Annotated in this window: 22 protein-coding genes and 1 pseudogene; 7 read left to right on the forward strand and 16 right to left on the reverse strand. The window is 42.5% G+C overall.

Annotation, left to right across the window (positions count from 1 at the left end):
- Positions 1-77: 77 nt before the first annotated feature.
- Together A6E01_RS18080 and A6E01_RS18085 are read right to left on the reverse strand one after the other, a co-directional pair.
- Positions 78-2,435 carry a GH36-type glycosyl hydrolase domain-containing protein gene (locus A6E01_RS18080; protein WP_102489874.1) on the reverse strand — a complete coding sequence of 786 codons (2,358 nt, stop codon included), beginning with the start codon at positions 2,433-2,435 and terminating at the stop codon, positions 78-80.
- Between the two features lie 41 nt (positions 2,436-2,476).
- Entirely contained in the window at positions 2,477-4,096 is a 1,620-nt protein-coding gene (locus A6E01_RS18085; RefSeq protein WP_065210926.1) for an MFS transporter, read from the reverse strand.
- A gap of 139 nt (positions 4,097-4,235) precedes the next feature.
- Between A6E01_RS18085 and A6E01_RS18090 the strand changes: the two genes are divergently transcribed.
- Complete coding sequence (locus A6E01_RS18090) at positions 4,236-5,057, forward strand: AraC family transcriptional regulator (protein ID WP_065210927.1); 822 nt, start codon at positions 4,236-4,238, stop codon at positions 5,055-5,057.
- Positions 5,058-5,131: 74 nt separating this feature from the next.
- Positions 5,132-5,584, forward strand: coding sequence for an exoribonuclease R (locus tag A6E01_RS18095; RefSeq protein ID WP_065210928.1), 453 nt, complete (start codon positions 5,132-5,134; stop codon positions 5,582-5,584).
- 126 nt (positions 5,585-5,710) lie between these two features.
- On the opposite strand, the gene A6E01_RS18100 is transcribed toward A6E01_RS18095, so the two are convergent.
- The 5 genes from A6E01_RS18100 to A6E01_RS18120 all read right to left on the reverse strand — a co-directional run bounded on the left by A6E01_RS18100 (position 5,711) and on the right by A6E01_RS18120 (position 9,344).
- Positions 5,711-6,142 carry a DUF2000 domain-containing protein gene (locus tag A6E01_RS18100; RefSeq protein WP_065210929.1) on the reverse strand — a complete coding sequence of 144 codons (432 nt, stop codon included), beginning with the start codon at positions 6,140-6,142 and terminating at the stop codon, positions 5,711-5,713.
- 58 nt (positions 6,143-6,200) lie between these two features.
- On the reverse strand, positions 6,201-6,659 hold the full coding sequence (locus tag A6E01_RS18105; protein WP_082961405.1) for an SDR family NAD(P)-dependent oxidoreductase: 459 nt from the start codon (positions 6,657-6,659) through the stop codon (positions 6,201-6,203).
- Between the two features lie 6 nt (positions 6,660-6,665).
- Positions 6,666-7,787, reverse strand: coding sequence for an ISAs1 family transposase (locus A6E01_RS18110; protein WP_065209685.1), 1,122 nt, complete (start codon positions 7,785-7,787; stop codon positions 6,666-6,668).
- A 347-nt stretch (positions 7,788-8,134) separates the two neighbouring features.
- Complete coding sequence (locus tag A6E01_RS18115) at positions 8,135-8,848, reverse strand: pirin family protein (RefSeq protein WP_065210931.1); 714 nt, start codon at positions 8,846-8,848, stop codon at positions 8,135-8,137.
- A gap of 46 nt (positions 8,849-8,894) precedes the next feature.
- Positions 8,895-9,344 (reverse strand): DoxX family protein, encoded by a 450-nt coding sequence (locus A6E01_RS18120; protein WP_065210932.1) that lies wholly within the window; start codon positions 9,342-9,344, stop codon positions 8,895-8,897.
- Positions 9,345-9,463: 119 nt separating this feature from the next.
- Between A6E01_RS18120 and A6E01_RS18125 the strand changes: the two genes are divergently transcribed.
- The gene (locus A6E01_RS18125) at positions 9,464-10,372 is read left to right on the forward strand and encodes a LysR family transcriptional regulator (protein WP_065210933.1); all 909 of its coding nucleotides are present in this window, start codon (positions 9,464-9,466) and stop codon (positions 10,370-10,372) included.
- A 178-nt stretch (positions 10,373-10,550) separates the two neighbouring features.
- Here the strand turns inward: A6E01_RS18125 and A6E01_RS18130 are convergent, their stop codons facing one another.
- The 4 genes and pseudogenes from A6E01_RS18130 to A6E01_RS18145 all read right to left on the reverse strand — a co-directional run.
- The gene (locus A6E01_RS18130) at positions 10,551-11,579 is read right to left on the reverse strand and encodes a low temperature requirement protein A (RefSeq protein ID WP_065210934.1); all 1,029 of its coding nucleotides are present in this window, start codon (positions 11,577-11,579) and stop codon (positions 10,551-10,553) included.
- A gap of 110 nt (positions 11,580-11,689) precedes the next feature.
- A complete protein-coding gene (locus A6E01_RS18135; RefSeq protein WP_065210935.1) occupies positions 11,690-12,622 on the reverse strand; it encodes a glutathione S-transferase family protein in 933 nt (310 codons plus the stop codon).
- 5 nt (positions 12,623-12,627) lie between these two features.
- Positions 12,628-13,263 carry a CDGSH iron-sulfur domain-containing protein gene (locus tag A6E01_RS18140; RefSeq protein WP_065210936.1) on the reverse strand — a complete coding sequence of 212 codons (636 nt, stop codon included), beginning with the start codon at positions 13,261-13,263 and terminating at the stop codon, positions 12,628-12,630.
- Between the two features lie 182 nt (positions 13,264-13,445).
- Positions 13,446-13,763 (reverse strand): annotated as a pseudogene (locus A6E01_RS18145) (3-hydroxyacyl-CoA dehydrogenase family protein); the annotation flags it as partial.
- Positions 13,764-13,777: 14 nt separating this feature from the next.
- Between A6E01_RS18145 and A6E01_RS18150 the strand changes: the two are divergent.
- Both A6E01_RS18150 and A6E01_RS18155 read left to right on the forward strand, forming a co-directional pair.
- Positions 13,778-14,080 carry an SDR family oxidoreductase gene (locus tag A6E01_RS18150; RefSeq protein WP_065210938.1) on the forward strand — a complete coding sequence of 101 codons (303 nt, stop codon included), beginning with the start codon at positions 13,778-13,780 and terminating at the stop codon, positions 14,078-14,080.
- Positions 14,081-14,149: 69 nt separating this feature from the next.
- The gene (locus tag A6E01_RS18155; protein ID WP_065209685.1) at positions 14,150-15,271 is read left to right on the forward strand and encodes an ISAs1 family transposase; all 1,122 of its coding nucleotides are present in this window, start codon (positions 14,150-14,152) and stop codon (positions 15,269-15,271) included.
- A gap of 125 nt (positions 15,272-15,396) precedes the next feature.
- Here the strand turns inward: A6E01_RS18155 and A6E01_RS18160 are convergent, their stop codons facing one another.
- The gene (locus tag A6E01_RS18160; RefSeq protein ID WP_026012866.1) at positions 15,397-15,882 is read right to left on the reverse strand and encodes an Lrp/AsnC family transcriptional regulator; all 486 of its coding nucleotides are present in this window, start codon (positions 15,880-15,882) and stop codon (positions 15,397-15,399) included.
- Positions 15,883-16,001: 119 nt separating this feature from the next.
- On the opposite strand from A6E01_RS18160, the gene A6E01_RS18165 reads away from it, so the two are divergent.
- Positions 16,002-16,601, forward strand: coding sequence for a LysE family translocator (locus A6E01_RS18165; RefSeq protein ID WP_065210939.1), 600 nt, complete (start codon positions 16,002-16,004; stop codon positions 16,599-16,601).
- A 64-nt stretch (positions 16,602-16,665) separates the two neighbouring features.
- Here the strand turns inward: A6E01_RS18165 and A6E01_RS18170 are convergent, their stop codons facing one another.
- Both A6E01_RS18170 and A6E01_RS18175 read right to left on the reverse strand, forming a co-directional pair.
- Complete coding sequence (locus A6E01_RS18170) at positions 16,666-17,673, reverse strand: LacI family DNA-binding transcriptional regulator (RefSeq protein WP_065210940.1); 1,008 nt, start codon at positions 17,671-17,673, stop codon at positions 16,666-16,668.
- Between the two features lie 284 nt (positions 17,674-17,957).
- Positions 17,958-19,265 carry a carbohydrate porin gene (locus A6E01_RS18175; RefSeq protein WP_017028214.1) on the reverse strand — a complete coding sequence of 436 codons (1,308 nt, stop codon included), beginning with the start codon at positions 19,263-19,265 and terminating at the stop codon, positions 17,958-17,960.
- A gap of 456 nt (positions 19,266-19,721) precedes the next feature.
- Between A6E01_RS18175 and A6E01_RS18180 the strand changes: the two genes are divergently transcribed.
- Positions 19,722-20,384, forward strand: coding sequence for a M15 family metallopeptidase (locus A6E01_RS18180; RefSeq protein WP_065210941.1), 663 nt, complete (start codon positions 19,722-19,724; stop codon positions 20,382-20,384).
- 470 nt (positions 20,385-20,854) lie between these two features.
- On the opposite strand, the gene A6E01_RS18185 is transcribed toward A6E01_RS18180, so the two are convergent.
- Together A6E01_RS18185 and A6E01_RS18190 are read right to left on the reverse strand one after the other, a co-directional pair.
- Positions 20,855-22,423 carry a polysaccharide lyase 6 family protein gene (locus A6E01_RS18185; protein ID WP_065210942.1) on the reverse strand — a complete coding sequence of 523 codons (1,569 nt, stop codon included), beginning with the start codon at positions 22,421-22,423 and terminating at the stop codon, positions 20,855-20,857.
- Between the two features lie 535 nt (positions 22,424-22,958).
- Positions 22,959-23,897: a LysR family transcriptional regulator gene (locus A6E01_RS18190; protein ID WP_017028218.1), complete on the reverse strand. Its 939-nt coding sequence runs from the start codon at positions 23,895-23,897 to the stop codon at positions 22,959-22,961.
- Positions 23,898-23,911: the final 14 nt, after the last annotated feature.

Genomic DNA, 23,911 nt, shown 5'->3' on the forward strand with positions numbered 1-23,911 from the left:
GCCCTTGCCAATGAAGCCAAGGGCGACCTTTTATTACTTATCTTCGTTATTTAAAAGCGAATCAAGCTTTACCAAAGCTAAGCAATCAAGACCTCAACCTTATAGGTTTTTCCTGGTTCGAACTCTTCGATCATAGTGGACGATAGCTTCACTCCATCAACACTCACTTGAGTTTGTGTCACATCGGCTCGCTGAATGGTCACCTCAAACGTTGCCCCACGGAAACTGCGAACGGCACTGGCTTTATCCCAATCTGCAGGTAGTTGAGGTTCAATAGATAAGCCACCAGCACAGCCTTTCAGACCAAATAAACCCTCAACAATACAGCGGTAGACCCAAGATACTGTGCCAGTATTAAACAACTGACTCGAACGGCCGGCCGTTCTTGGGTGCTGATAATAGGCGCCGCGATAGTAGTTAGGGATAAACACTGGAAGCTGGCCACGCTGAACATAATCCGCCTCATCTGGACCGGCTAACATCTGCGACATTAGCTTAAATGCACGGTCTGTTTCACCCGCTTGGTAAAGGCTAAAGATATAGAAAATCGCAGCGTGATTATAAACACTGCCATTTTCAGCCGAGCCTGGATGCTTTTGCGTTACACGGCCAACATCATCTCGCATTCCGGTAAAGCTTGGCGCAAGCATCATCACCCCATAAGGCGTTTCGAGTTGCTGCTCTACTTGCTTAATCATCTTTTCACGCTTGTCCGCGTCTGCCGTATCGGCCAAGATTGCCCAGCTTTGCGGATTAAGGAAGATGCGCCCTTCTTCATCTTTACTGGTACCAAACACCACATCATCATCGGTGATACCACGCGCGTACCAATCACCGTCCCAGATGTGCTTATTCACCGCTTCATTGAGCGCGTCAGCGTTGCGTTTGAACTCAGCTGAAAGTTCATCTTCACCGAGTTGCTGGCAGATATCAGACCAAATGTTCAGCGCATAGGCGGCGGCCATAGATAACCAGCCCGATACACCCTTGCCTTTGTAGCCCACCATATTCATTGGGTCGCACCAATCACCTTGCGCGATATAGCTTAGGCCTCGATGATCACGCTCGTTGAACAGCCAGCGCATGGCATCGTTAATACGCTCAAAGGCGGTTTTAGTTTCAGTACCTTTGAACTGCTGAACTGATTGGTCAAAGATGGCGTAATCGTTGGTTTCATCAAGATAGGCACGCAAACACACCGGGAACCAAATACAGTGGTCGGTATGCGGGATCTGATTGATGTATTTAAGCTCCGCTTCTTCGGTGAGCAAAATCCCATCGGGAATAGCCCCTGACTCCTCTTGCTGAGCAAGAGCATGCAGGAACGCAGCGCGAGTCACGTCGGGCTTGATATACACCATACCCATCGCATCTTGGATGTAGTTACGTGTCTGCGGGTCGGTACTTAGACGGTTTACATCGCCATGATAGAACATCTGTCTCGGTAGCCAGCTATTCACAAACTCATTAAGCTGAGTATCTGGCGTATTGATCTCTATATTGCCCTTGCCTTGCGCCACATAAGCGGCGTATTTCTGTTTGGTGTTAGCAAACTCTGCATCAGCAAAGTAACGATCACGCTTGAGCTCAATCTCTGCGTCATCAAAGGCTGGGCCTAACAAGAATCGATAATCCTCTTGTTGATTTGCATCCAATTCCATCTGATATTGAAGAGCTGCGGTAGGCGTTTCATACAAGGCATCGCCGTTGTCCAAAGTGCTTTGCTGAACTCCGGTAGGATTGTGTAAGCCCCCCTCACCTTCAAACACCTCACGAATGGTTTCGTAAGACGTCGGCGCTCGGTCATGAAGGAAGAATGTCTTATCTTTCAGGTCTTTATTCTTAAAGTAGTCGGCCACCTTTTGATACGGCGTTACACAGCTAGCCACTACACCACCCAGATCTTGACGGTATTTCGCCGACTGATTCATCCAGCTCATGTAACCGATGGGGAAGTATGGGTACACGCTAAGCTTTCGCGCACGCCCAGACACGTTCTTCACCTTTAATTGCCACAGTTCGACCACATCATCCTCAGGTAAGCTAAGACACAGCTCTATTTCTATACCTAGATGTTCAATCTGCCATTGGATATCAGACTGTCCCAATGAGAAGCAGTACTTGTCTAGCTTTGCTCTCACTGGCTCATAAGGTGCCGAGAAGATTTCTCCAGATTCTTCATCCTTGATGTAAAAGAAGCGCCCAGGGTGATGTGCAAAATACGGCTGCTCAGGTTGCATGAAGCTCTTTGCTTCAAGGTTTGGAGCATGCATGTATTTTGCAGGCTCTGGCTGCATAAATTGTGCGGTGGCATAACCACGACAATTTACCTGAATCATCATCTTTTTATTCCAAAGAAACCCTGAAGCCCTTGGCATCTCTGTTGGGCTTAAAAGCTCTACTCGCTCGCCATTTTGTTTGGTGGTAATCAACATTTTGCTTAGCCTTTCTTAATAATTTTTAACCCGCTGCGTTTTTAAATCGCTACTCGTTCTTTTAGTTCTATTTGAATGGTCTCAATCTTGTTTGCTGTTAGGTCGTAGTAACGCAATGCCCAAATTGCAATAAAGGCAAAGAACGCAGGTACGATGGTTTGCAGATAGACAATGCTTGATAGTGAAGCGCCATCTTGAATTTCATTCGCGGAGTAACCAACGGCGGCGAGCACCCAAAGCACCGTTGCCGAACCGATAGCGCCACCCAATTTTTGAGAGAAGGTCGCTGCAGAGAAGGTCATTGCCGTTGCGCGGCGGCCTGTTTTCCATTCATTGAAGTCAGCTGCATCAGCGTACATTGACCAAGTAATTGGAGACTTAGGCCCTAGTGCCAAGCTGATTAAGATGTTCAGCACAAACATGGTGATAATCTCTATCGGTAGGTCTGAGCTGTTCATCACCTCACCGTTAGCCAAGGTTTTTTGAATACTAATGACCGTACCGCGAGCATCATCAAGCTTGAGCTCTTCTGTACCTTGGGCAACCACGACTTTATCGCTGAATATCCAGAATGATTTTTGGTGCTCTATCCACTGAATGTGTTCGCCTTCACGTGTTGATTCACCCAGTACTTCAGTCGCTGTTAATGTAATAGCCTCACTTGAAGGGATAGTTACAACGCCTGTTGCCGCAGGTTTTGGTACGAATGCAAACGCTAGGCTTAGAGAACCGACAATCCCCATCAGGATCATCAGAAGCTTGGCTTTATCTGCAACCTTGCGTGTTAGGTAAGGCGTCGCCAGACAACCCACCGCATAAGCCGCCATCTGCAAGCCAATGTACGAACCCATAAGGTCTGGGCGTTCAACAAAGTATTTGAAGTAATACGTTGCGCTGCTGCCACGGAAAACAATGGTCATCATGATGATCATCGCAAGAGCAAATAAGATCACCCAAGGCTTGTTGTTCATTAGGTCTTTGATGTCAGAAATTGGGTTGGTCTTCTGCCCAACAGGCGGTACTACACGCTCTTTGGTGGTGTAGAAAGTGATAAAGAAACACACAGTCGCCACGCTCGCATACAATGCCATGGTTAACTGCCAGCCTCTCGCGTCATCGCCATTGCCGAAGTAGTCGGCAAGCTCAGGAGTGAACGCACCTACTAAGATGCCGGTTGAGTACGCAAAGAAAAAACGCAGACCAAACAGAGAGTTTCTCTCTTCGGTATCGGCGGTAATAACCCCTGCAAGAGAAGAATATGGCGTGCTAAGAATGGTGTAGCACAGCATCATTAGTGTGTAAGTGCCATATGCCCAAAGAAGCTTTCCGCCTTCACCTAAATCGGGAGTACTCATTGTCAGTACTGCCGCGCCTGCCATCGGCAGAGCACCAAGCATTAGGTAAGGTCTAAATTTACCCCAGCGAGATTGAGTGCGGTCAGCGATAGCTCCCATCAATGGGTCGGAGATTGAATCGACGATTCGAGTAACCAAAAACATGGTACCTGCGGCAGCGGCAGATAAACCAAAGATATCTGTGTAGAAGTAAGATAAGTAAGATCCGATGATGATCCAGTAGAAGTTGAAGCCAGAGTCACCTATGGCATAACCTAGCTTTTCACGCAGGCTAAGCTTTGCTGTTCTATCTAAAGAGTTCGACATTTATTGTGCCCTATTTTTTATTATTTTCTGTTATGTCCGTATACACGGCTTGTTTGACACTTTAATGTATTCATCAACTCATTCTATGGCACAATCTCTCTTGAGCATGTCATAAACTATCAAGCGAGCAATAACGTCGATGGTGTCAAATAAATTCAAATTGGGTAAAAACTCGACAGAGTTATTCATTTCACAAGACAACGCGCCGCTTTTTGCCAGCCAGCAGATACGAATGGCGGGGGTGACTCATGTGGCTGATGAATACCTTTGCTCCAGGAAAAATCCGGATCATCACACCTTGCTATTTACCCTCTCAGGCAAGGCTACGGTGGAAAGTGAAGGACAAACTATAAACCTGACCGCCTCTAGCATGGTGCTGCTCAAACACGATGTTGATTTTGTGTACTACAAAACGGACAACCACTGGGACTTTGTATGGTTTATTCTCGAACCCACCTCTAACTGGGCAGGAATGAACTCGCTGCCGCTCTCTTTGGGGAAGGGTCACTACAACGATAACTTAAAGCACATGCTGCACTTGCTGACACTGGATGTGCCATTTGAAACTCGAAAGATCCTCAATCAAGACATCCATCGCTACATTCAAAAATCCATCATTCAATTCGATGCGCCAGATATGGAAGGGCAACTAGAGCGTCTGTTCCTAGAGGTTGATCAGCAGCTGCATTTCCCATGGACCACACAAGTCATGGCAAAGAAGCTGCACATTTCAGAGCCCACCTTGCACCGCCTTTGTAAAAACACCTATCAGCAGAGTCCTAAGCAAAAGGTCATCGAACTCAGAATCAAACGCGCACAGTTCTTGCTACTCAATACCCACTGGCCCCTTGCGGTTATCGCCGAGCAAGTCGGTTATAAAGATGGCTTTGGTTTATCTAAGATGTGTAAAAAGGTATTGGGCGTGAGCCCAGAAAGCCTAAGAAATAGGGCTGAGCAATAGCATCTAACACTGGTAAAATCGCCCACAAGGCTTAGAATGCGGGTTCTATTCAACAGCTAACTAGAGCGATTTTTATGCTTCGTGATTACACCTTCGATTGCCTTGTCACCATGCCCCGCCACGAACTTGAAGAGTTTGGCGCACGAATGATCAGTAAAATGGTGCCAGAAGACGTGATGAGCGAGCTTTTCACTTTTGATCATGAAGAAGTGGATAGCGAAGAGCGCATGATGTCAGCGCGCCTTGATGCAACCCTACGCATGACTGCAATTGCTCTTAGTGAAGTTCAGCAAGCCTTTGATGATTCAGAAAATGCCAAGCAAAACAGCGTGCGAATGACGCGCTTGGTTCTGTGGCACTTCTACGCTATCTCCTTCAACCTAGAAGAAGCCATCACCCTAGAAACCCACTGCGAACAGGTAGAAAAAATCTTAGTTAACCCACCTCAAGATGCCTTCGGTTGGGTAAAAACACTGACAGAGCTGCTGCATACTTACGCGAGTATTAATGCGGAGCAGAATCCTTAATAAAGACGGATCTACGAATATTAAAAAGGCATGGTGACGATTCCCATGCCTTGAAAGTTGCACACCACTTCAACTTTGAGTTACCCCTAGCATCGAGAAGACAATAACTATCTGTTATATATAAACTTATTTGTACAAACTAAACTTCTTCGTAATCTCACGCAGAACATCTGTATCACCAAACAAGCACACACCTAGATACTCGAGATCAGCCTCTTTGGTTTCCCTTGTTCTCTGTTGCTGCTCAACTGAGCCGCCTTCAATCATTGAACTAGTAAAATCGGTAAATTTGATATTGCGACTGATGGCTTCGTCTCTGACTTTTCGAAGCTTGTTGGAGTTATCTGCTTTTAAAACAATGAAAGGGTAATGCGATAAGTTAGGGTGCACATTGCCATCCATATCTTGATAATCAACATACTGACCTTCGCTATCTTCAAGCAGATTAGATAGGCCAACACTTAAGTGCCCTAAGACGTTCAGTGATCTTCCTAGATCCATCTTTTTACTTAGAATTGCAACGTATCGCTTTTGGTTTTCATCTGGTAAATCTGACATAGCACCTTCTTATTAATTGGAGTCCGGAACTTCGAGTAACTAAGTACACACAGTGAAACTAAAGAGTAATTGAACTCCCTTCCCCACCGTCCACATGAATCACTTCGCCCGATATATAGCTTGCACGCATTGATGACACAAAGACGACGCTACCTGCGATTTCTTGCGGTGTCGCCAAACGCTTCATTGGCAGTTTATTTACTTTCTCAGCAAATCGCTCTGGGGCTGCTATTCGAAACTTATCCCAACCGCCACCAGCAAATAACGTTGAGGCAGGCGCTATGATATTAAAGCGAATAGTCCCCGCATGTGCCTTTGATAAAGATTGAACGTAATGGGTAACCGCAGCTTTGATTGCTCCGTAGGCATTGCCATTACTCTCACTCACCGAAGCACTGGTGGAGCCTATAAATGTCACTGCAGGATTGCTCCCTGTCATTACCGGAATTACGCTTTCGATATTACGCACTGATGCCAGTAAGTCAGTATTAACCGACTGCTCCCAGGGTGACCGCATGAGTGCCTAGTTTTTCACCACTCGAGTAAAACCAGCACTTAATACTGCCTCTAGCATCGATGTATTCATCATGCAGCGCTTTTGCTTACCAACAATGCTTAGCTTGGTTGGCTCTTCTCGGAGCATGTTCAAGCTCATATGACGTAGGCATGATAGGTTCTCTGCACCGTGATCTTTGTATATCAGGCATGCATCTTCATTCATGGTGACATCAAGTACCCAGTGCATTGACTCTATGCCCCAATGTTCTCTGACAGCCATAGCAGCTTGCTCTGCACTAAGCTCTTTGGAGCTGATGTAATAACGGTACTCTAGGTCGACAGATTTATCTTTCTCAAGGCGAAAGTTTTCAACCATCACAATGCTCTTCAAGCCTTTCCAGCGAGAGAAATTACCTTCAAGTTTTGCACTGTCAAAAACATAGCATTGACGAGACTCTATACGGCCATGTCCTTGCTCAAGAGAGATGTTATCAGCCACATTGGCTCGCTGAGAAGAGAATGCCTTTTCTATTGCTTGTCGGAGTTTTCCTTGGTTGCTCTTTACGGCAAGCAGGTAGTCTCCACCTTGATCTACAATGGCTTTAGCAATCTTGGTTTGACAGGCCATAGCATCAATTGTTACTAGGGCCCCCTTGATATCGAGCATCTTTATCAGTTCAGGGATCGCTGTAATTTCATTGCTTTTTTGTTCGGTTTTTAGCTGTCCCAGTACGAGCTTGTTGGACGACGCATAAGCACTAATCATATGAATGGTGCTCTTCCTGTCTTCACGATTATATGAGCCGCGAAGTGTTTTGCCATCAATCGCAATCACTTGACCTTCGGTGAGAGTATGAATTGATGACATCCAGTTAATGAAGCACTCATGGAACTGTTCGGGTTCAATGGTAGAGATGATACGAGCTATTGTGTCATCAGCAGGAATACCATTCAAAAACAAGTCATTATGCTTAAACCAATCATGATGACCGAGAATGTATTCACGAATATCGAACCAACCTTTCGCGCCTGCAATCACCGCACATAGCGAGCCAAAAAGGACTTCAAACAGGCAATATGTGACCTTTGCACCTTGGCGTTGGTCGATAATCGTTTGAAAATGTTCTTTGAAGTGGTCAATGTGCATGATGCTCTCCCTAAAAAGGGAGTATATGATCACAGCTAAATGTGATCGTCAAATCGATTGTGATTTTGATTAAAAAACGTTCACGATCTCACCCTGTGCAAGGGGGTAGATATGGGAGGCAAAAAAGTAACTGTCAACTAATTGATAAAAAAGATTATTAATTAGTTCTTCAATGTAGATGTGATGGGATAAGCCCAACTTGGCCAATGCCTCTCTTTTGGCCTATTGATGTATCATAAATATAAAGGGGGCATCTATCGATGGACTCAATTTCGACAATTAAAAATTAGCAATAAAAAAGAGGCTTTCGCCTCTTTCTGTTTAGTCATATATCAGTGGAATAGACCTTATCTAGCAGGTACATCCAGTAAAATCACTTCGCTATCTTCAAGCGCTTCAATGATGATTTCTTTTTGCTTTGTCACTTCTGCGCCATCTCCTTTTTGCATCACGACTTCAGTTTGATTATCAATCACCTTAAAGCTACCTGCAGACGCTAAAACATACATCTGCTGGTCAATCGATTGAGTAAAGCGCATACCTTTTTTAATTTTACCGCCATACACTCGTGCCAATTGATTGATAAACAAAGCATGACCTTTATCTTCCGGGTAACCAGAGACTAACAATGGTAATGAATTTCCATCACTTTCACTGCTAAACACTTTACTTTCCCATCGAGGTTTAACATTCATCTTGTTAGGCTCAATCCAAATCTGATAAAACGTCAGTGGATTTTTACTTAAGTTATATTCTGAATGGCTAATACCAGTTCCAGCACTCATCACTTGCACTTCACCAGCGGGCGTTATGCCTTTGTTTCCTGCACTGTCTTTATGGGTAATAGAGCCAGAGCGTACAAAACTAACAATTTCCATATTTTGGTGCGGATGAGTTGGAAAGCCCGTGCCCGGTTTAACCCAATCATCGTTAACAACTCTAAGTACACCAAACCCCATACGCGCCGGATTATAATAGTCTGCAAAACTAAAGTGATGGCTTGACTCCAACCAACCGTGACTTGCTTTACCTAAACTTTTAAATTCATAATGTTTGATCATTTTATTTCTCTCTTATAATTCTTATATTTTTGATTAGTCGTATTGATTATGATTGTGTGCGTTTTGCGATCAGGTTATCTATCGCTAGACGACCGCCACCTTGGAACATTAAGGCAAAACTAATCACCGCTAATGACAAACCAAATTCATAACCATTGTTACTCATGAATAAGCCGTTTTCTAAATGCACTGTCACTATCGCTACTATCATTGTGAAAGCTAAGACCAAGGCTGTAGGTCGTGTTAATAAACCAACAATGATTAATAACCCGCCAAAAAATTCTGCACTACCAGCCATTAAGGCCATTAAATAACCAGGCCCTAAACCAATTGAGTCCATCCACTGACCCGTTCCTTCAAGACCGTACCCCCCAAACATCCCGAATAACTTTTGTGCGCCATGCGCCATAAAAATACCCCCCACTGGAATTCTTAATACCAATGCTGACCAGTTCGCTGTAGATTGAGTTATTTTATTAAGTAAAGATGTAGACATTTTATTCTCCTAAGTTGTTAGTTGGTTCGTTGTTTTTGAATGTTGAAGCTATTATATTTAAAGCTTCTGGTTATTAATAACGATTAAAACTGAACAACCAATTCAAAAGGATTGAACTAATGATTTCACCCATTACATTAGATGCATTACGCGTACTAGATGCGATTGAGCGTAAGAAAAGCTTTGCTGCTGCAGCCGATGAACTATTTCGCGTTCCTTCTGCTATTTCTTATACCGTCAATAAACTTGAAGAAGATTTAGATCTGACTTTATTTGACCGGAGCAAGCGCAAAGCGGACTTGACGCCCGTTGGTCATTTGATCGTGGAACAAGGCAGGTTGATTTTAGAGGCCACTAATGAACTCACTTATATGGCAAAGCAATCTGCAAGCGGGTGGGAGTTAGAGATACGTATCGCTATCGATAGCATTCTCTGTTTTAAACCAATCTATGCGTTGATTGAACAATTTCAAGCCACTAACCCATGGATTGACATTAAAATAACTGAAGAGATATTTGGGGGGACTTGGGATGCTCTAACTGCGGGACGAAGTGATCTTATTATTGGTGTCGCAGGCGACCTGCGTAATAACAATTTTAAAGCTCATTCTATCGGCGAATTAGAGTTTGTTTTTGCCGTTGCAAAAGACCACCCGCTTTGTCAATTACCACCACCACTGAGCGCAAGAACAATTAAACAATACCCCTCTATTGTTGTCGCAGATAGTTCTAGACAGCTTGCTACTCGTTCAGCCGGTCTACTTGATGGACAACCTCGCATTACCGTGGGCAATATTATTCAAAAAATTGATTTACAATTATTAGGCTTGGGTGTTGGTTATTTACCTGTGCATCGGATACAAGAAGAATTAAATAGCGGTGAGTTGGTCGCATTAACGGTAGCAAAACCAGAGGTAAGAGAGATAGATTTATGTGTCGCATGGCAAAAGGATAATAAAGGCAAGGCGCTCGCTTGGTTTATAGAGCAGATACAAGCATTACCAAGTGAGGTGTTTTTAGGTAAATAATTCTGTGTATTAAAAATAACAAAGAGTGAATTTATTAAAATATTTATTAAACACAATAAGATGAAAAAATAATGTTAATCCGTTTTTAAAACTGAATGCAGACATGCTATTAATTTCTTTAATAACGGACTTTCCCTAGTGTTAGAACTGCAACGAAGACAGAAATTTTTGTCAATAATTAATCTACAAGCCCATGTGATAAAAATAATGATATTGCAGAAAATATCGTCAACAAAAAATATTCTATTAGGTATTTTTTTTGCACTAATCTATGCCACTTAAAAGTAATTAAAAGACCGATGATAAAGACCAAAAAGCCAAATACACCTAAGATAATATGATCCTTAAGATGCAACTCAGGTTTAATGCTAAAAGCGATAAATACGGCAATGGATGATAATCCGCTATAAATAAACAAGTGCCCATAAACAATATTTTGCCCAGTGCCTAAATGCTTACCTACCGAATAGTTATCGACCAAGTCAAAGTATAACCACCATAATGTGATGATGAGTACGAATCCAGAAATAACGGTACCAACAACCGGTATTGTCAAATCTGACTTCCCTAAATTTGCAGCTAACATAATCACCGACTCACCTAATAAAACAATGGCGAATATCCCATATCGCTCAGGTAAATGATGCGACGCAACGGGGACTGCTTTTAATACGCTTCGTCGTAGCAGAGGCGTGATAATTTCAACGCCAATCCCCAAATATAAAACAATATAACGATAAGGTGGCTCAAAAAACACAGAAGAAATGCAAATAGCTAAGCCAATGGCAAAACCAATACCTAGGTTTTTTGCAACAGGAATGGCCTCTGCATTTACCCTTGCCGCGTTGCAATACATTATGATGAGTGTTGTACGAGCTAAAACATAAAATGCCAGGTAGCCATGGTAATAACTATCAAAATCACTATTGATGAATGCAGTCCAAAAAACTGCAAAGAACATAACGACAAAGGTTAAAAAGCGTTGCCACTTATCCCCAGTATCAAAGCGGGTTGAAAATAATGTATGCCCAGTCCAAACCCATAAAATAGGTATGATCACTAATACAAAGGTAAGGTAATCTTCTATTGCTAGGTGGCCATTGTGGACATGGGCAAGCAGATGAGTTGCGGTAGATATAGCGAAAACAAAAATTAAGTCAAAAAATAATTCTAACCAATTTGCTTTTTTAATGGTGTCATGAGACATGAAATGACAAACCTCGTGAATGTATAAATTCAGTTTAGTTAGCTCAATGTTAACTAGGTTGAATCTAGATAAATAACGGGGCTTTTCTTCTTTGATAAGCCCCTGAAAAGTTAAAGACTAAAGTCGATCTCAGGCCCTTCGGGTATAATACCAAACGGATTAATATGCGTATGAGATTGAAAATAATGCTTCTTAATATGATCCATATTGACGGTTTCTGAAACACCTTTTTCGTTGTAGATATCACGGACAAAACGCCATATTGATGGATAGTCAACAATACGTTTAGCATTACATTTGAAGTGGGTATAATACACAGCATCAAACCTTACTAGGGTAGTAAATAACCGAACATCCGCTTCGGTAAGTTGATCGCCTGTAAGGTATTTTGTTTTATTTAATATACTTTCCACTTTATCAAGTGCCGGAAATAAAATATTAAACGCTTTCTTGTAAGCGGCTTGTGTTCTTGCAAAACCACAGCGATAAACACCATTATTAATGTCGCGATAAATCCACGTATTTAGCTCGTCTATTTCCGTTCGTAAATGTTGCGGGTAGAGATCAAGCTGAGGATTTTCAGCAAACTCCTGAAACCCCGTATTTAATAGGCGGATTATCTCGGCGGATTCATTATTGACGATCGTTTTTAATTTTTTATCCCATAAAACCGGCACGGTAATCACGCCTTTAAAGTCTTTATTCGCTTTAAAATAAACTTCCTGTAGGTGATCAAATTGATTAACTCGGTCGCCGGTTGCACCCGCTTCATCCGTTTTAAAAGACCAGCCAGTATCAGGTAAAAAAGGTGCAACCACATCAACACTAATAATATCTTGTAAGCCTTTTAAGCTACGCACCATGAGTGTTCGATGTGCCCATGGACACGCATAAGAGACGTATAAATGATATCGGCCTTTCTCTGCTGTAAAAGGCCCATCTGGCGTAATAGTATGACGAAACTCGGTGAGCTCTCTATTAAACGCACCGTCATCACCTATTTCAGTTTCCCACGTATTACCTGTTTGTTTACTATTACTCATATTTATTAATCCTCAGAGCTAAAACCAATTTTTGCATGGGTACCGTCACAATAAGGTTTGTTCTTAGAGTGCCCACAACGGCATAAATGAACTTCTTCGGCTCTGTTTACCGTTCGCCCAGTACCTGAACAGACCTCAAGGTTGCCATAAAGAAATAAAGGCCCATCTTTAGCGGGTTTTACAATAACCACGCCATTACGACTTGCTAGTGGTTCTGAATCGAGTGTTTTTACCTCGCCTGTTGAAATAAAGGGCATTGCACTATGAGAGCCATCACAATAAGGTTTATTCTTAGAGGCGCCACAACGACAAAGCGTCAGGTTAGTCGAGTTTTCAGGTTCACCATTCATTTGAATAGTAGCCTTTAATGCGTAAGGGCCATTTTCTCGTATATGCAGGGTATTAATCAGCGGGCCTTTGGGTGCTTTATCGTTTTCAACAAAACGTATTGCACCTGAAGGGCAGTTATCAGCAATAGCATGTAATTCATCGCTACTGGCACGTTCAGGATGGATCCATTCACCTTCTACATTTGGGACAAAAACATCAGGCCGATTCAATACGCAGTTACGCGAGTGAATACATTTTTTCGCATCAAAAAAAAGGGTACCACCTTTGGTGCTATGTGCTTCTTCTGTCATATTAGGCTCCTATTCTCATTTAATTTTAAATTGTAGATATCATATTGAAAAATATACATTAATACATTAGTACATTAGTACATTAACACATTAATAACAAATAAAAATCATTCAACTAACTCCCACCAAAAAAATATTAACGTCATGATTAAATCGAAATTTATCGCCTCATTTTCTGGTATTTATTCTTGAAAAATAGCAAGCTTAGCTATTTCTTTAACTTGTGATATATCAGGTATCGCTAAAAAATTTGATGCACTATAAGCAGGTGCTGGATAAGTATAATAACCTTCACCCGATTTTTGCCCGAGCAAGTTTGTATCAACAAAGTGAGTCTTAAGGTATTCTGCATTGAGGCTCATTTGAAGGTCATTATTTTTCTTCCCCCAATAAGAGAATACGTTGTGTAACGTCACCATACCTACAATATCCATTAATCCACATAGGCCATAACCAACCCCGCGGTTTAAAATCATATACGTTCTATCGATATACTCAGGAGTAGAAACACCCGGTGTTTTTCAAGTTTGTTGTTACTGGCGGCTCTTCTGGTATTGGGGCGGCGATAGTTAAGACCTTTTTAGAAGAAGGGGCGCATGTCTATTTCTGCGGGCGTGACCAAACAAAGATCGATACTCTTTTGGGTGAGCTTGAAGAATATTCCCACCTGCATGCCAAGCAATTGGCCGTTACGCATGCCGAGGATTTCAAGGCTTGGGTTGGTGAGATTGGGCGGATTGATGTATTTGCTCCCAATGTCAGTGCACAGTCTTCTGATTGGGAGCAGTCGCAGGGTGAGATCGTGAACGTTTTTTAATCAAAATCACAATCGATTTGACGATCACATTTAGCTGTGATCATATACTCCCTTTTTAGGGAGAGCATCATGCACATTGACCACTTCAAAGAACATTTTCAAACGATTATCGACCAACGCCAAGGTGCAAAGGTCACATATTGCCTGTTTGAAGTCCTTTTTGGCTCGCTATGTGCGGTGATTGCAGGCGCGAAAGGTTGGTTCGATATTCGTGAATACATTCTCGGTCATCATGATTGGTTTAAGCATAATGACTTGTTTTTGAATGGTATTCCTGCTGATGACACAATAGCTCGTATCATCTCTACCATTGAACCCGAACAGTTCCATGAGTGCTTCATTAACTGGATGTCATCAATTCATACTCTCACCGAAGGTCAAGTGATTGCGATTGATGGCAAAACACTTCGCGGCTCATATAATCGTGAAGACAGGAAGAGCACCATTCATATGATTAGTGCTTATGCGTCGTCCAACAAGCTCGTACTGGGACAGCTAAAAACCGAACAAAAAAGCAATGAAATTACAGCGATCCCTGAACTGATAAAGATGCTCGATATCAAGGGGGCCCTAGTAACAATTGATGCTATGGCCTGTCAAACCAAGATTGCTAAAGCCATTGTAGATCAAGGTGGAGACTACCTGCTTGCCGTAAAGAGCAACCAAGGAAAACTCCGACAAGCAATAGAAAAGGCATTCTCTTCTCAGCGAGCCAATGTGGCTGATAACATCTCTCTTGAGCAAGGACATGGCCGTATAGAGTCTCGTCAATGCTATGTTTTTGACAGTGCAAAACTTGAAGGTAATTTCTCTCGCTGGAAAGGCTTGAAGAGCATTGTGATGGTTGAAAACTTTCGCCTTGAGAAAGATAAATCTGTCGACCTAGAGTACCGTTATTACATCAGCTCCAAAGAGCTTAGTGCAGAGCAAGCTGCTATGGCTGTCAGAGAACATTGGGGCATAGAGTCAATGCACTGGGTACTTGATGTCACCATGAATGAAGATGCATGCCTGATATACAAAGATCACGGTGCAGAGAACCTATCATGCCTACGTCATATGAGCTTGAACATGCTCCGAGAAGAGCCAACCAAGCTAAGCATTGTTGGTAAGCAAAAGCGCTGCATGATGAATACATCGATGCTAGAGGCAGTATTAAGTGCTGGTTTTACTCGAGTGGTGAAAAACTAGGCACTCATGCGGTCACCCTGTGTATAACCCCCAGTATATAGAGTGGATTGTGAGTACTTCTTAACGTTTATCAATCCACTCTTTTTACACGATAAGCGCAATTCGTATTGATATACAACGGCCGTTCAATCACCAAGAGGCAGCGCATAGCTATTCTTCAACTCTTTCACTGAGATGTTGGACTGAATTGCGCTGACGCCTTTTACCCGCCTGATTGAACTAATACGCTCAAAGTACTCTTCCAAATCTTTGGCAAGCACTTGAACCATGTAGTCTGCTCCACCCGCAATACAGTGGCACATTGGGATCCAGTCGGTGACGGCTACAAACTCTTCAAACGGCTCGGTGTTTTCTACTTCGTGGTTCCCTAAGGTGACAAGAGTAAAACCAGCCACATGAAAACCCAGTTTTTTACGATTCAACTTAGCCGCATAACCATCGATATAGCCGGTATCTTCCATGCGCTTCCAACGACGCCAACAAGGCGTTTCACTGAGGTTAACTTTTTCGGCAAGCTTGCTATTACTCATGCGCCCGTCTTGTTGAATATGACCCAAGATGGCAACATCTGTGTCATCGAGCACTTCATTGGTTGATTCTTTCTTTTTCATGCCACTTTTAGAAATATATTGCTCAAAACTGTCTTTATACTAGCGCATTTAGCAATTTAATTCCCAGTCAAATCGGTAGACTCTGCGCATCAAAACTTTATCAATTAGGAGTGAGAGGAATGAGCTCTCAGTTAATGCTGGCGTTCTTGCTGTTTTCAACCTCTATCGCAATTACACCTGGGGCAGGAAATATCGCATTACTTGGGATATCAAGTCGTTATGGGTTTGCCGCGACTTTGCCATTTATCTCGGGCAACGCGTTTGGCATTATCATCGTACTGGCAGGGTCTAGCGTTGGCTTAGTGGGCCTGTTTAGCCTTTACCCAGAGCTGTACACGATTTTGAAATACGCAGGTGCGGCTTACTTGTTGTTCATGGCATGGTCTATTGCCAACCTTCAAATAGAAGAAAGCACCACGGACAAACGCTCAGGCTTTATTTCTGGCGTATTAGTTCAAGTATTGAACCCTAAGGGTTGGATTGCTTCATTAACCGTATTCTCACAGTTCATCACCCCAAATGCGGACTACCTAATTCAAGTCGTGACCATCATTAGCGGCATGGTCATAACCGGTGTACCTTGTATGTTGGTATGGGCATATTGCGGCACTATGCTTAAAAAGCTACTGCAATCACCTAAACAGATGATGATCGTGAACCGCTGTCTAGGAGGAAGCCTTGCGCTTGTAGTGGCTTTCATGCTTTATCAGCCTGCATAAATTAAAGTAGATCGTTAGCTTAGGCCTCCATTTTGGAGGCTTTGTTATTTGTCTACGACAGACGTTATGAATGCACCACCAATGATTGAACGGAGTCTCTTATAACCAATGTTGGCTGCAGAATAAAATCAACACTACAGGGCTTCTTGGAGAGTTTTTGCAAGATAAGCTGCACGGTTTCTGATGCCATTTCTTTAAGAGGAATATTGATTGTAGTAATGCCAGGGGTGATATATTGGTTAAAACTCCAATTATCAAATCCTAGTAATGAAACGTCCTCAGGTACTGACAAACCATGTTTGCGCAGGGTTTGCATCGCGCCAAAAGCCATCCTGTCATTCGAGGCAAATACAGCGGTAAACGGTTGTTTTCGTTTGAGTATCCGCTCCATCGCCTTGGCACCGGAAGCTTCTAGATAGTCCCCTTCACACACTAGGTCATTGTTGTATTCTATATTTGCCGATGTTAGCGCGTCTTTATAACCTTGTAGTCTTGCTCTAGCACCTGCTTTGTTTTGTGGCCCAGAAATACAGGCTATTTGAGTATGCCCATTATTGAGCAAATACTGCGTTGCAATCCGTCCACCCGAATGATGATCAATACTAATACAGCTCTCTGAAAGTTCTGGGACATAATGATTCAAGATCACTAATGGGACACCTCGTTTCTCAATTTCCATTAGGTAGTCGTCATCGAGGTCTAGATTGCACAGAATGATTGCATCTACTCTACGGCTCAAAAGGTATTCAATGGATTCTTTTTGCTTACTCGAATCATTTGAGCCTGAAGTGGCAATGATGTGATACCCAAACTGACAAAAGCATTCCTCGATTGATTGGAATATGCTGGCGTAAATTGGTCCACCTAGTTCAGGAACCACAATGCCGATGCCCCCATTGCGGTTAAGGCGTGGTGATAAGCGGGTAAAGCCTCGTTTATAATTGAGTTCTCTGATCGCTTTTTCAATTCTTAGTTTTTTGTCATGACATACATGGCTAGTGCCATTGATGACTCTTGATACTGTCGCAGCAGATACACCTGCACGCTCTGAAACGTCTCGAATTGTCGCCATAGAATGGTTACCTCTATTAAAGTAAAAATGCATCCATTGCTAAGGGCGCTTTAATCCTCTGTGATTAATATTGAAGTGAGAAATTCACTACTCGCGCAATTAAATCTTTTATTATAGATATTTAAATACTACATATTTGCTAATTAAAAAAGTTAATAATTGTAACGACAAACAACCACCTCATTAATTAATAATCTCAATCAATTATTCAGTTTTAATATTAATAATTACAGTCAATAGGGCTAAGAAATAATATCTTAGCCCTATTGTTAAACAGTGGCTATTTACCACCAAGCTTCAAACATTGCGCCAACAGTTAAAGTGTCTTCATCTCTAACGTAGGTTGGATCGCTGTGGTTAATTGTGTACTCGTTATCAGAGTTACCCACAGTCGCGTAGAAGCGAAGCATTGGTCGCGCCGTGCCCATATCGCCAAATGAGATATTCTGCGACAGAGTCGTCTTCCAAGATGAGTTCGTGGCATCAATATCGTCAAACTCTACGACACTGTAACCCATCTCTAACCATGTAGAGTGGACATCATTCCAGGCATAGGTCGGGCGTACAATGAAGTTAGTATTTACGCGGTCTTCGACATCTTTGCCTTCCAGTGATTGGTAGGCTGCTAGGTATTCAACACCCCACTGGTCGTTAAATGAGTAACTACCATCAAAGCTAAACAACAGCGCTGTTTGGTCTTCGGCTAGATCAAAAACACTATCAAGGGCGTTGTTCGAGTAACGCACAATAAAGTTTTGGTCATACATTCCCAGCTGGCCAACAAGTTGGTAAGCACTGCTAGCAGCATCTACGCTACTTCCTGTTTTTTCAGAAATATTGGTCAAATCATCCTTCGATGTAAAACCATAGTTAGCGTAGAAACTAAAATCAGCTTCACCCAAAGAGATACCGTGCAACTTAGAGGTCACCGCATAGCGGCCGTTGTCTTCAACTGAAGCACCATCAACTTGGCCAACCACAGACATATCAAAGCTCACGCCGCCTAGGTCAAGGTTATAGAAACCACCACCTTGACCATCGTGCATCATCCAAAAGTAATCGTTTAGGTCTGTTGCAGGTCGTTGGTGGAAGTCACGTCCAGCCCAGATATAGAGATCCTGTTGAGACTCAAACAGATTAGTAACACCGGCATAGAACTTTTTAAGGCCTACCGCATCGCCATCAGCATCACCTTGCCAGTGTTCAAGCATGACCTGTACATCCCAGATCGCCCCACCATCACTTTCAAAGAATTTACCAAACTGGAACTCTCCACCATTGCCTTCGTTACCTAGACGACCTGTCGAGTTACCTGTGAGTGCGCCATCAGTGGTAACTCGCCCCGCATCATCTGCAGCATATTGCATGCCGTAACGAGCATAACCTGTAAAGACTACGCCATCAGGAACATCGCTTTTGGAAGAAAGTACGAGTGGTTGTTGATCATCTGCATAGCTAGAAGTTTGTTGTTTGGATTCTAGCTCCGCCAAACGTTGTTTTAGTTCTTCCAGTTCAGTGTCCGCAAAAGAAGGTGCTGCGACCAAAGTGGCTGCAACAGCTAAAGATACAGGTAAAAGATTAAATTGTTTCATTATTATTATTTCCCAATTTTTGAATGTGTTTTAGGACGGGAAAATTATATGGAATGAAACACGCGAAAATATTGAAGGCCTTCACAGCTCATTTCCGATTAATAAAGCCGAAAAAATAAAAAGAGCCTCACCCTAGGCTTACTAGGTGTTTAGCCATAAAAAGACAGAGGTAAAGCCTTATTTATAAGTTCACAACAAGACCTGCATCACCTTTTTATGTAACAGATAAACTTTATTTGCATCGCAAATTATGAAAGAAGTGATACTCATGAAACGTTTCATGGGACTTAAAGGGCTCGACCACTCTTTTACTCGACTATCATGTTGCAGCCATAGCACGAGATTTCCCCTAAGCCTCTAAGCACGTTGTGATGACCACAAACTTTTTGTTGCATGAACATTTCCCAAAACCTATCATTCATCGCTTTTTTCACTTCTATCAGTAGGATATTTACATTGGATAACATCAACTTACTGCACCCTAGCGTTCAGAAAATGGCTGTCATTGAAAACAATGAGCCAATGATCTCAATAGCACTGCAGGGGGCTAAGTTGGTTTTAGACCATGATGTAGAACTGGGATATGCGAACGAATTTATAGCGCGAAAAAGCGTAGTGGATAGATTAAAGCAAGCGTCACTTCTTCTTCCCGAAGGGCTCTATCTATTGGTAAAAGAGACCCATAGACCTAAGTCATTCCAGTCTTTTATTTATAATCGAAGACTAATTAAACTGTTCTGCCTGCAAGAACATAAGAACCTTTCATCTGCTCAGGTTCATAAGCTTACGTCTGAATATATAGCACCACCTAATGTCGCCGGTCATCCAACAGGTGGAGCCGTTGACGTGTCATTGATAGACAAAAATGGAGCTGAGATTGACCTTGGTTGCAAGTACGATGAGGATCCAACCGCATCTAGTGGCAAGTGTTACTCCTTCTTCGATGACCTACCACCGAATGTTCTAAAGAATCGAGAGATTCTATTTGGATGCATGGAGTCGGTGGGCTTTGTTAATTACCCATTTGAATGGTGGCACTGGTCTTATGGAGACAAGTACTGGGCCGCTATGAGTGAAGCACCACACGCTCTATTCTCTGCTGTAGATTTTGAGACATAGGCAGTATATTGATATTGTTCGCCCAAGCGCCTTTGCAAAAACACTCTGAACAAAGTGCGCTTCTCTTGGGAAGCACAGCACCTCTACCTCTAATACAAAATAGAAGCCTAACTTTTGAGTGTCAGGGGCAATAGTAAAGCCTAATTCGACTTGCTGATCATCAATGAAATGAACCGCTAAATTATCGTTATGCTGCCAAATGATACCTCAGCTCTATATCAAACTATCTTCAATAGTCTAGATCTGCCGAAAACCAGTTCTGCGGAACCTAACATGTAAATTGAAGGTTTGCCTGTAGCTAGGAATTTCATTGGCATTGCAACCATCGAGCTTCATGTTGCAGATAAACGGTTAGCGTAGTGTTCTAAATCCGTAGCGAACGCCAAATTCTAGACATACAAAAAGGCGTGTCATTCACTTTGTACCTTCGTAAAAAGTGAATGACACGCCTTAGACTTTAGATAGTTTTACTATTTGAATACGATTGAAGAACCAACCATATCTTCGGTTAGCACCGTTAGGTTAGTTGCACCCACTGTACCTACCGCTTTGATCAAGCCTTGCTCGTCTCTTTCCATCGCTGGCGCTTCCGTTGAGATCCCTGCAGGAAGTGGCTCAAGCCCGTCAACCTGACCGTAGAAGATATTGTTCACATATTCAGAGCCAACCATTTGGAATTTCTCGCCTTCAAATTGTCTGAACGCGTTGGTACCTTCGTTTGCAGCGATAGATAAGTTGTTTTCAAATAATGTATCAACAGCTGGGAAGATAGTCTCTACACGAGCATCGTCAGTTAGGCTTACGCGGTGAATCGCATTACTAGCAAAGATGCCTTGAGTGTTATTCACTAAAGTATTGTTCTTAACAACGATATCTTTAGGCGTCCACTGCTTTTGTAGCGTTTTACCGTCTGTAGAGTCCTTGCTTAGTACTTCACCTTTAGATACATCGATGATACCGGTATTAAGAACAAGCGCACCTCGGTATGTACCTTTGCCTAACGTTCCTTCGATGTAGTTGTTTTCAATGATATGGTTTTCATCATAGATTCGAATACCGCCAGAGTTTGGTGTATCGCCAGGCAAGATAACGTTGTTTGTTACGACGTTATTGTGGCCATGTCTTAGAGAGATCATTGAAGTACTGTTTTTGATGGTATTTCCATCAAATGTAATGCCACTCGCTTTAACTGAGATTAACTCGATTTCGCCAGAGCCATTTTTGCCTACATAACCACTAATGTTGTCAAAGTAGTTGTTTCTTACGATGCTTTGAGAATCAAACAGAGAGTTGTGACTATCACCTACTCGGATTGCTTGACGATCGTTACGGTTTGTTCTCACCATCTTAGGGTCAGAGTTTTCGATCAGTTCGATATCCAAAGCAGTTAAGTCTTTGAAGATGTTACCTTCAATCAATGTCTTTTCTAGCTTGTCTGAAGTTGCAACCACAAGCATAGCGCCACGCTTGTACTTACCTTCAAAGGTATTGTTGGTGATCTTGTTGTTCTCGCCGCCAACAGTTACCCATCGGATGTTAGGGTATTTGCCTTTCTCGTCTGCAACGTATTCATAGTCATTGAACTTGTAGATCACAGAGTTGTTTAGCGTATTGTTTTTACCGAAGATCCCAAATACACCCATAATGTTTGCACCATGGCTTTCTGTATTTAGTGTCGCGCCACCGTCAGTGAATACCAAGCTTTCAATTAGGTTGTTGTTACCCTTGATCACAAATTGAGTCGAACCATTAAAAATAACAGAACCTGGCTTTTCAGCTTTAATGGTTACGTTATTCGCAGTTAGCGTAACACTACCTAGGTCTTTATAACGACCTTCTTTGATGCTGATTACGTCGCCATCTTGAGCGTTAAGAATGCTTTCTCGTAGCTCTAAAACCTCTTGCATAGAAGCCATAGCAACGCCTTGGTCTACCATGATGAATGTAGACTGAGTAACTGGCACTGTACTTCCCTGATTTGAAGTACAACCCGCTAATAGTAGTGAACCTGCGATTAATAGAATTGGTGACTTTTTCATAAGTATCTCTTTATAAGGTGTTTCCGTTGAGCGCGAGATTAGCAACATGTTGCATCTATAGAAACTCTCTTTTGCCCAGAAATGTCTACTTACACCAACCTAATTTATCATTTTGTGGACACCTTCAAATAATTTAATAATACAAATGAACCTCAGGCAACATAGGCTTGTAAAAAGCAAAAGTTCCAGTTAGTAAAGCCAGTTATGCAGTGGCAAGCCGTGTAGTACGAAAGCAGAACAAAATACATGTAAGCATATGATTTGGCTGACTTTAACCATCGGAAAATCCGACTATTACAACTTAAAATAGAATCAATTTTCACGCTCTAAGGCATACCGTGAATAATATTAACACCCCACGAAACCATTATAATTGTAATATTTTATTTCAAAGATTAAGTATTTTCAGTATAGGCAGGATAGAAGCGCTAATTGGTAGTATTTTGCGCATTAATGCGTCTATTGTGGCAATCGTGGCATGCACAGTGTCTGTTTTTCTCCCTTGCTTAAACAATCTCACGGCAAGAGCATTTGGCTAAACATCATCCCAGTAGCATTTGTCTTTATCGTTTGTGCTACTGAATTTCTCCGCTAAAAAATCAATCACCACCCTCACCTTTGCAGCAAGATTATCGGTCTCAAGATAGAGAGCACCAATCACTTGCTGCTCCAAACTGGTCGATACTTGATAGTTTTCCATCACAGGTACTAGTTTGCCACTCTTTAGCTCTTTACCAATCAACCAAGTGGGAAAGACCACAATACCACTGCCGTCCACCGCGTTGGTCACTAAGGTTTCCGCGTTATTGCCGTAAAGTGAGCCTGTAACCTCATACGGCTCTAATTTATCCTTACCGATAAACCAGCGCTGCAAGCCATTGGTCCCCTTAAACACTAAGCAGTTATGCTGTTTGAGCTCTTCGGGTGTGCTTGGTACGCCATAAGACTTTAGATAACTGGAACTTGCCGCCATCACATAACATTGCTTTGCAAAACGTTTCATTCTCAGTGAGGAGTCTTGGGGCACACCGATTCGGATCATCAGATCAATCGCCTCGGCGGCGGGATCTACAAAGGCATCGGTCTGCTGGATTTCAACCTTGAGAAGTGGATAACGTTCGAGTAATTCCGTGAGGTATGGCGCTATATGAAGGCGTCCGAAGGCAACTGGAGCACTTATCTTTACTGTGCCGCGAGGGGTATTTGCGCGCTGTTCAATATGTTCAACGACACGTTCATATTGGTTAATGATTTCGGCACAGTGCTTATGAAACGCGATGCCTTCATCGGTCAGTGATATGGAGCGAGTATGGCGGTGCAATAACTTGGTTCCGACTTTCTCTTCTAGATGCGCCATTTTACGAGACACCGAAGATGGCGTCATATCTTGCCGACGTGCCACTTCAGAAAAATTGCCAAACTGGGTGGTCATCAAAAACAATTTTATTTCCAATAAAGACACATCGTAATTCACAAAATTTCTCCTAC

Origin of the sequence: Vibrio breoganii (assembly GCF_001677275.1) — a bacterium.
Lineage (GTDB): Bacteria > Pseudomonadota > Gammaproteobacteria > Enterobacterales > Vibrionaceae > Vibrio > Vibrio breoganii.

What these genes read in the sequence shown, in the direction of transcription:
- A6E01_RS18170 (WP_065210940.1), bottom strand. Translation starts at nt 17,673, where the DNA reads ATGGCGACAATTCGAGACGTTTCAGAGCGTGCAGGTGTATCTGCTGCG.
- A6E01_RS18080 (WP_102489874.1), bottom strand. Translation starts at nt 2,435, where the DNA reads ATGTTGATTACCACCAAACAAAATGGCGAGCGAGTAGAGCTTTTAAGC.
- A6E01_RS18115 (WP_065210931.1), bottom strand. Translation starts at nt 8,848, where the DNA reads ATGATCAAACATTATGAATTTAAAAGTTTAGGTAAAGCAAGTCACGGT.
- A6E01_RS18140 (WP_065210936.1), bottom strand. Translation starts at nt 13,263, where the DNA reads ATGACAGAAGAAGCACATAGCACCAAAGGTGGTACCCTTTTTTTTGAT.
- A6E01_RS18135 (WP_065210935.1), bottom strand. Translation starts at nt 12,622, where the DNA reads ATGAGTAATAGTAAACAAACAGGTAATACGTGGGAAACTGAAATAGGT.
- A6E01_RS18085 (WP_065210926.1), bottom strand. Translation starts at nt 4,096, where the DNA reads ATGTCGAACTCTTTAGATAGAACAGCAAAGCTTAGCCTGCGTGAAAAG.
- A6E01_RS18105 (WP_082961405.1), bottom strand. Translation starts at nt 6,659, where the DNA reads ATGCGGTCACCCTGGGAGCAGTCGGTTAATACTGACTTACTGGCATCA.
- A6E01_RS18125 (WP_065210933.1), top strand. Translation starts at nt 9,464, where the DNA reads ATGATTTCACCCATTACATTAGATGCATTACGCGTACTAGATGCGATT.
- A6E01_RS18120 (WP_065210932.1), bottom strand. Translation starts at nt 9,344, where the DNA reads ATGTCTACATCTTTACTTAATAAAATAACTCAATCTACAGCGAACTGG.
- A6E01_RS18095 (WP_065210928.1), top strand. Translation starts at nt 5,132, where the DNA reads ATGCTTCGTGATTACACCTTCGATTGCCTTGTCACCATGCCCCGCCAC.
- A6E01_RS18160 (WP_026012866.1), bottom strand. Translation starts at nt 15,882, where the DNA reads ATGAAAAAGAAAGAATCAACCAATGAAGTGCTCGATGACACAGATGTT.
- A6E01_RS18175 (WP_017028214.1), bottom strand. Translation starts at nt 19,265, where the DNA reads ATGAAACAATTTAATCTTTTACCTGTATCTTTAGCTGTTGCAGCCACT.
- A6E01_RS18100 (WP_065210929.1), bottom strand. Translation starts at nt 6,142, where the DNA reads ATGTCAGATTTACCAGATGAAAACCAAAAGCGATACGTTGCAATTCTA.
- A6E01_RS18110 (WP_065209685.1), bottom strand. Translation starts at nt 7,787, where the DNA reads ATGCACATTGACCACTTCAAAGAACATTTTCAAACGATTATCGACCAA.
- A6E01_RS18090 (WP_065210927.1), top strand. Translation starts at nt 4,236, where the DNA reads ATGGTGTCAAATAAATTCAAATTGGGTAAAAACTCGACAGAGTTATTC.
- A6E01_RS18155 (WP_065209685.1), top strand. Translation starts at nt 14,150, where the DNA reads ATGCACATTGACCACTTCAAAGAACATTTTCAAACGATTATCGACCAA.
- A6E01_RS18165 (WP_065210939.1), top strand. Translation starts at nt 16,002, where the DNA reads ATGAGCTCTCAGTTAATGCTGGCGTTCTTGCTGTTTTCAACCTCTATC.
- A6E01_RS18185 (WP_065210942.1), bottom strand. Translation starts at nt 22,423, where the DNA reads ATGAAAAAGTCACCAATTCTATTAATCGCAGGTTCACTACTATTAGCG.
- A6E01_RS18130 (WP_065210934.1), bottom strand. Translation starts at nt 11,579, where the DNA reads ATGTCTCATGACACCATTAAAAAAGCAAATTGGTTAGAATTATTTTTT.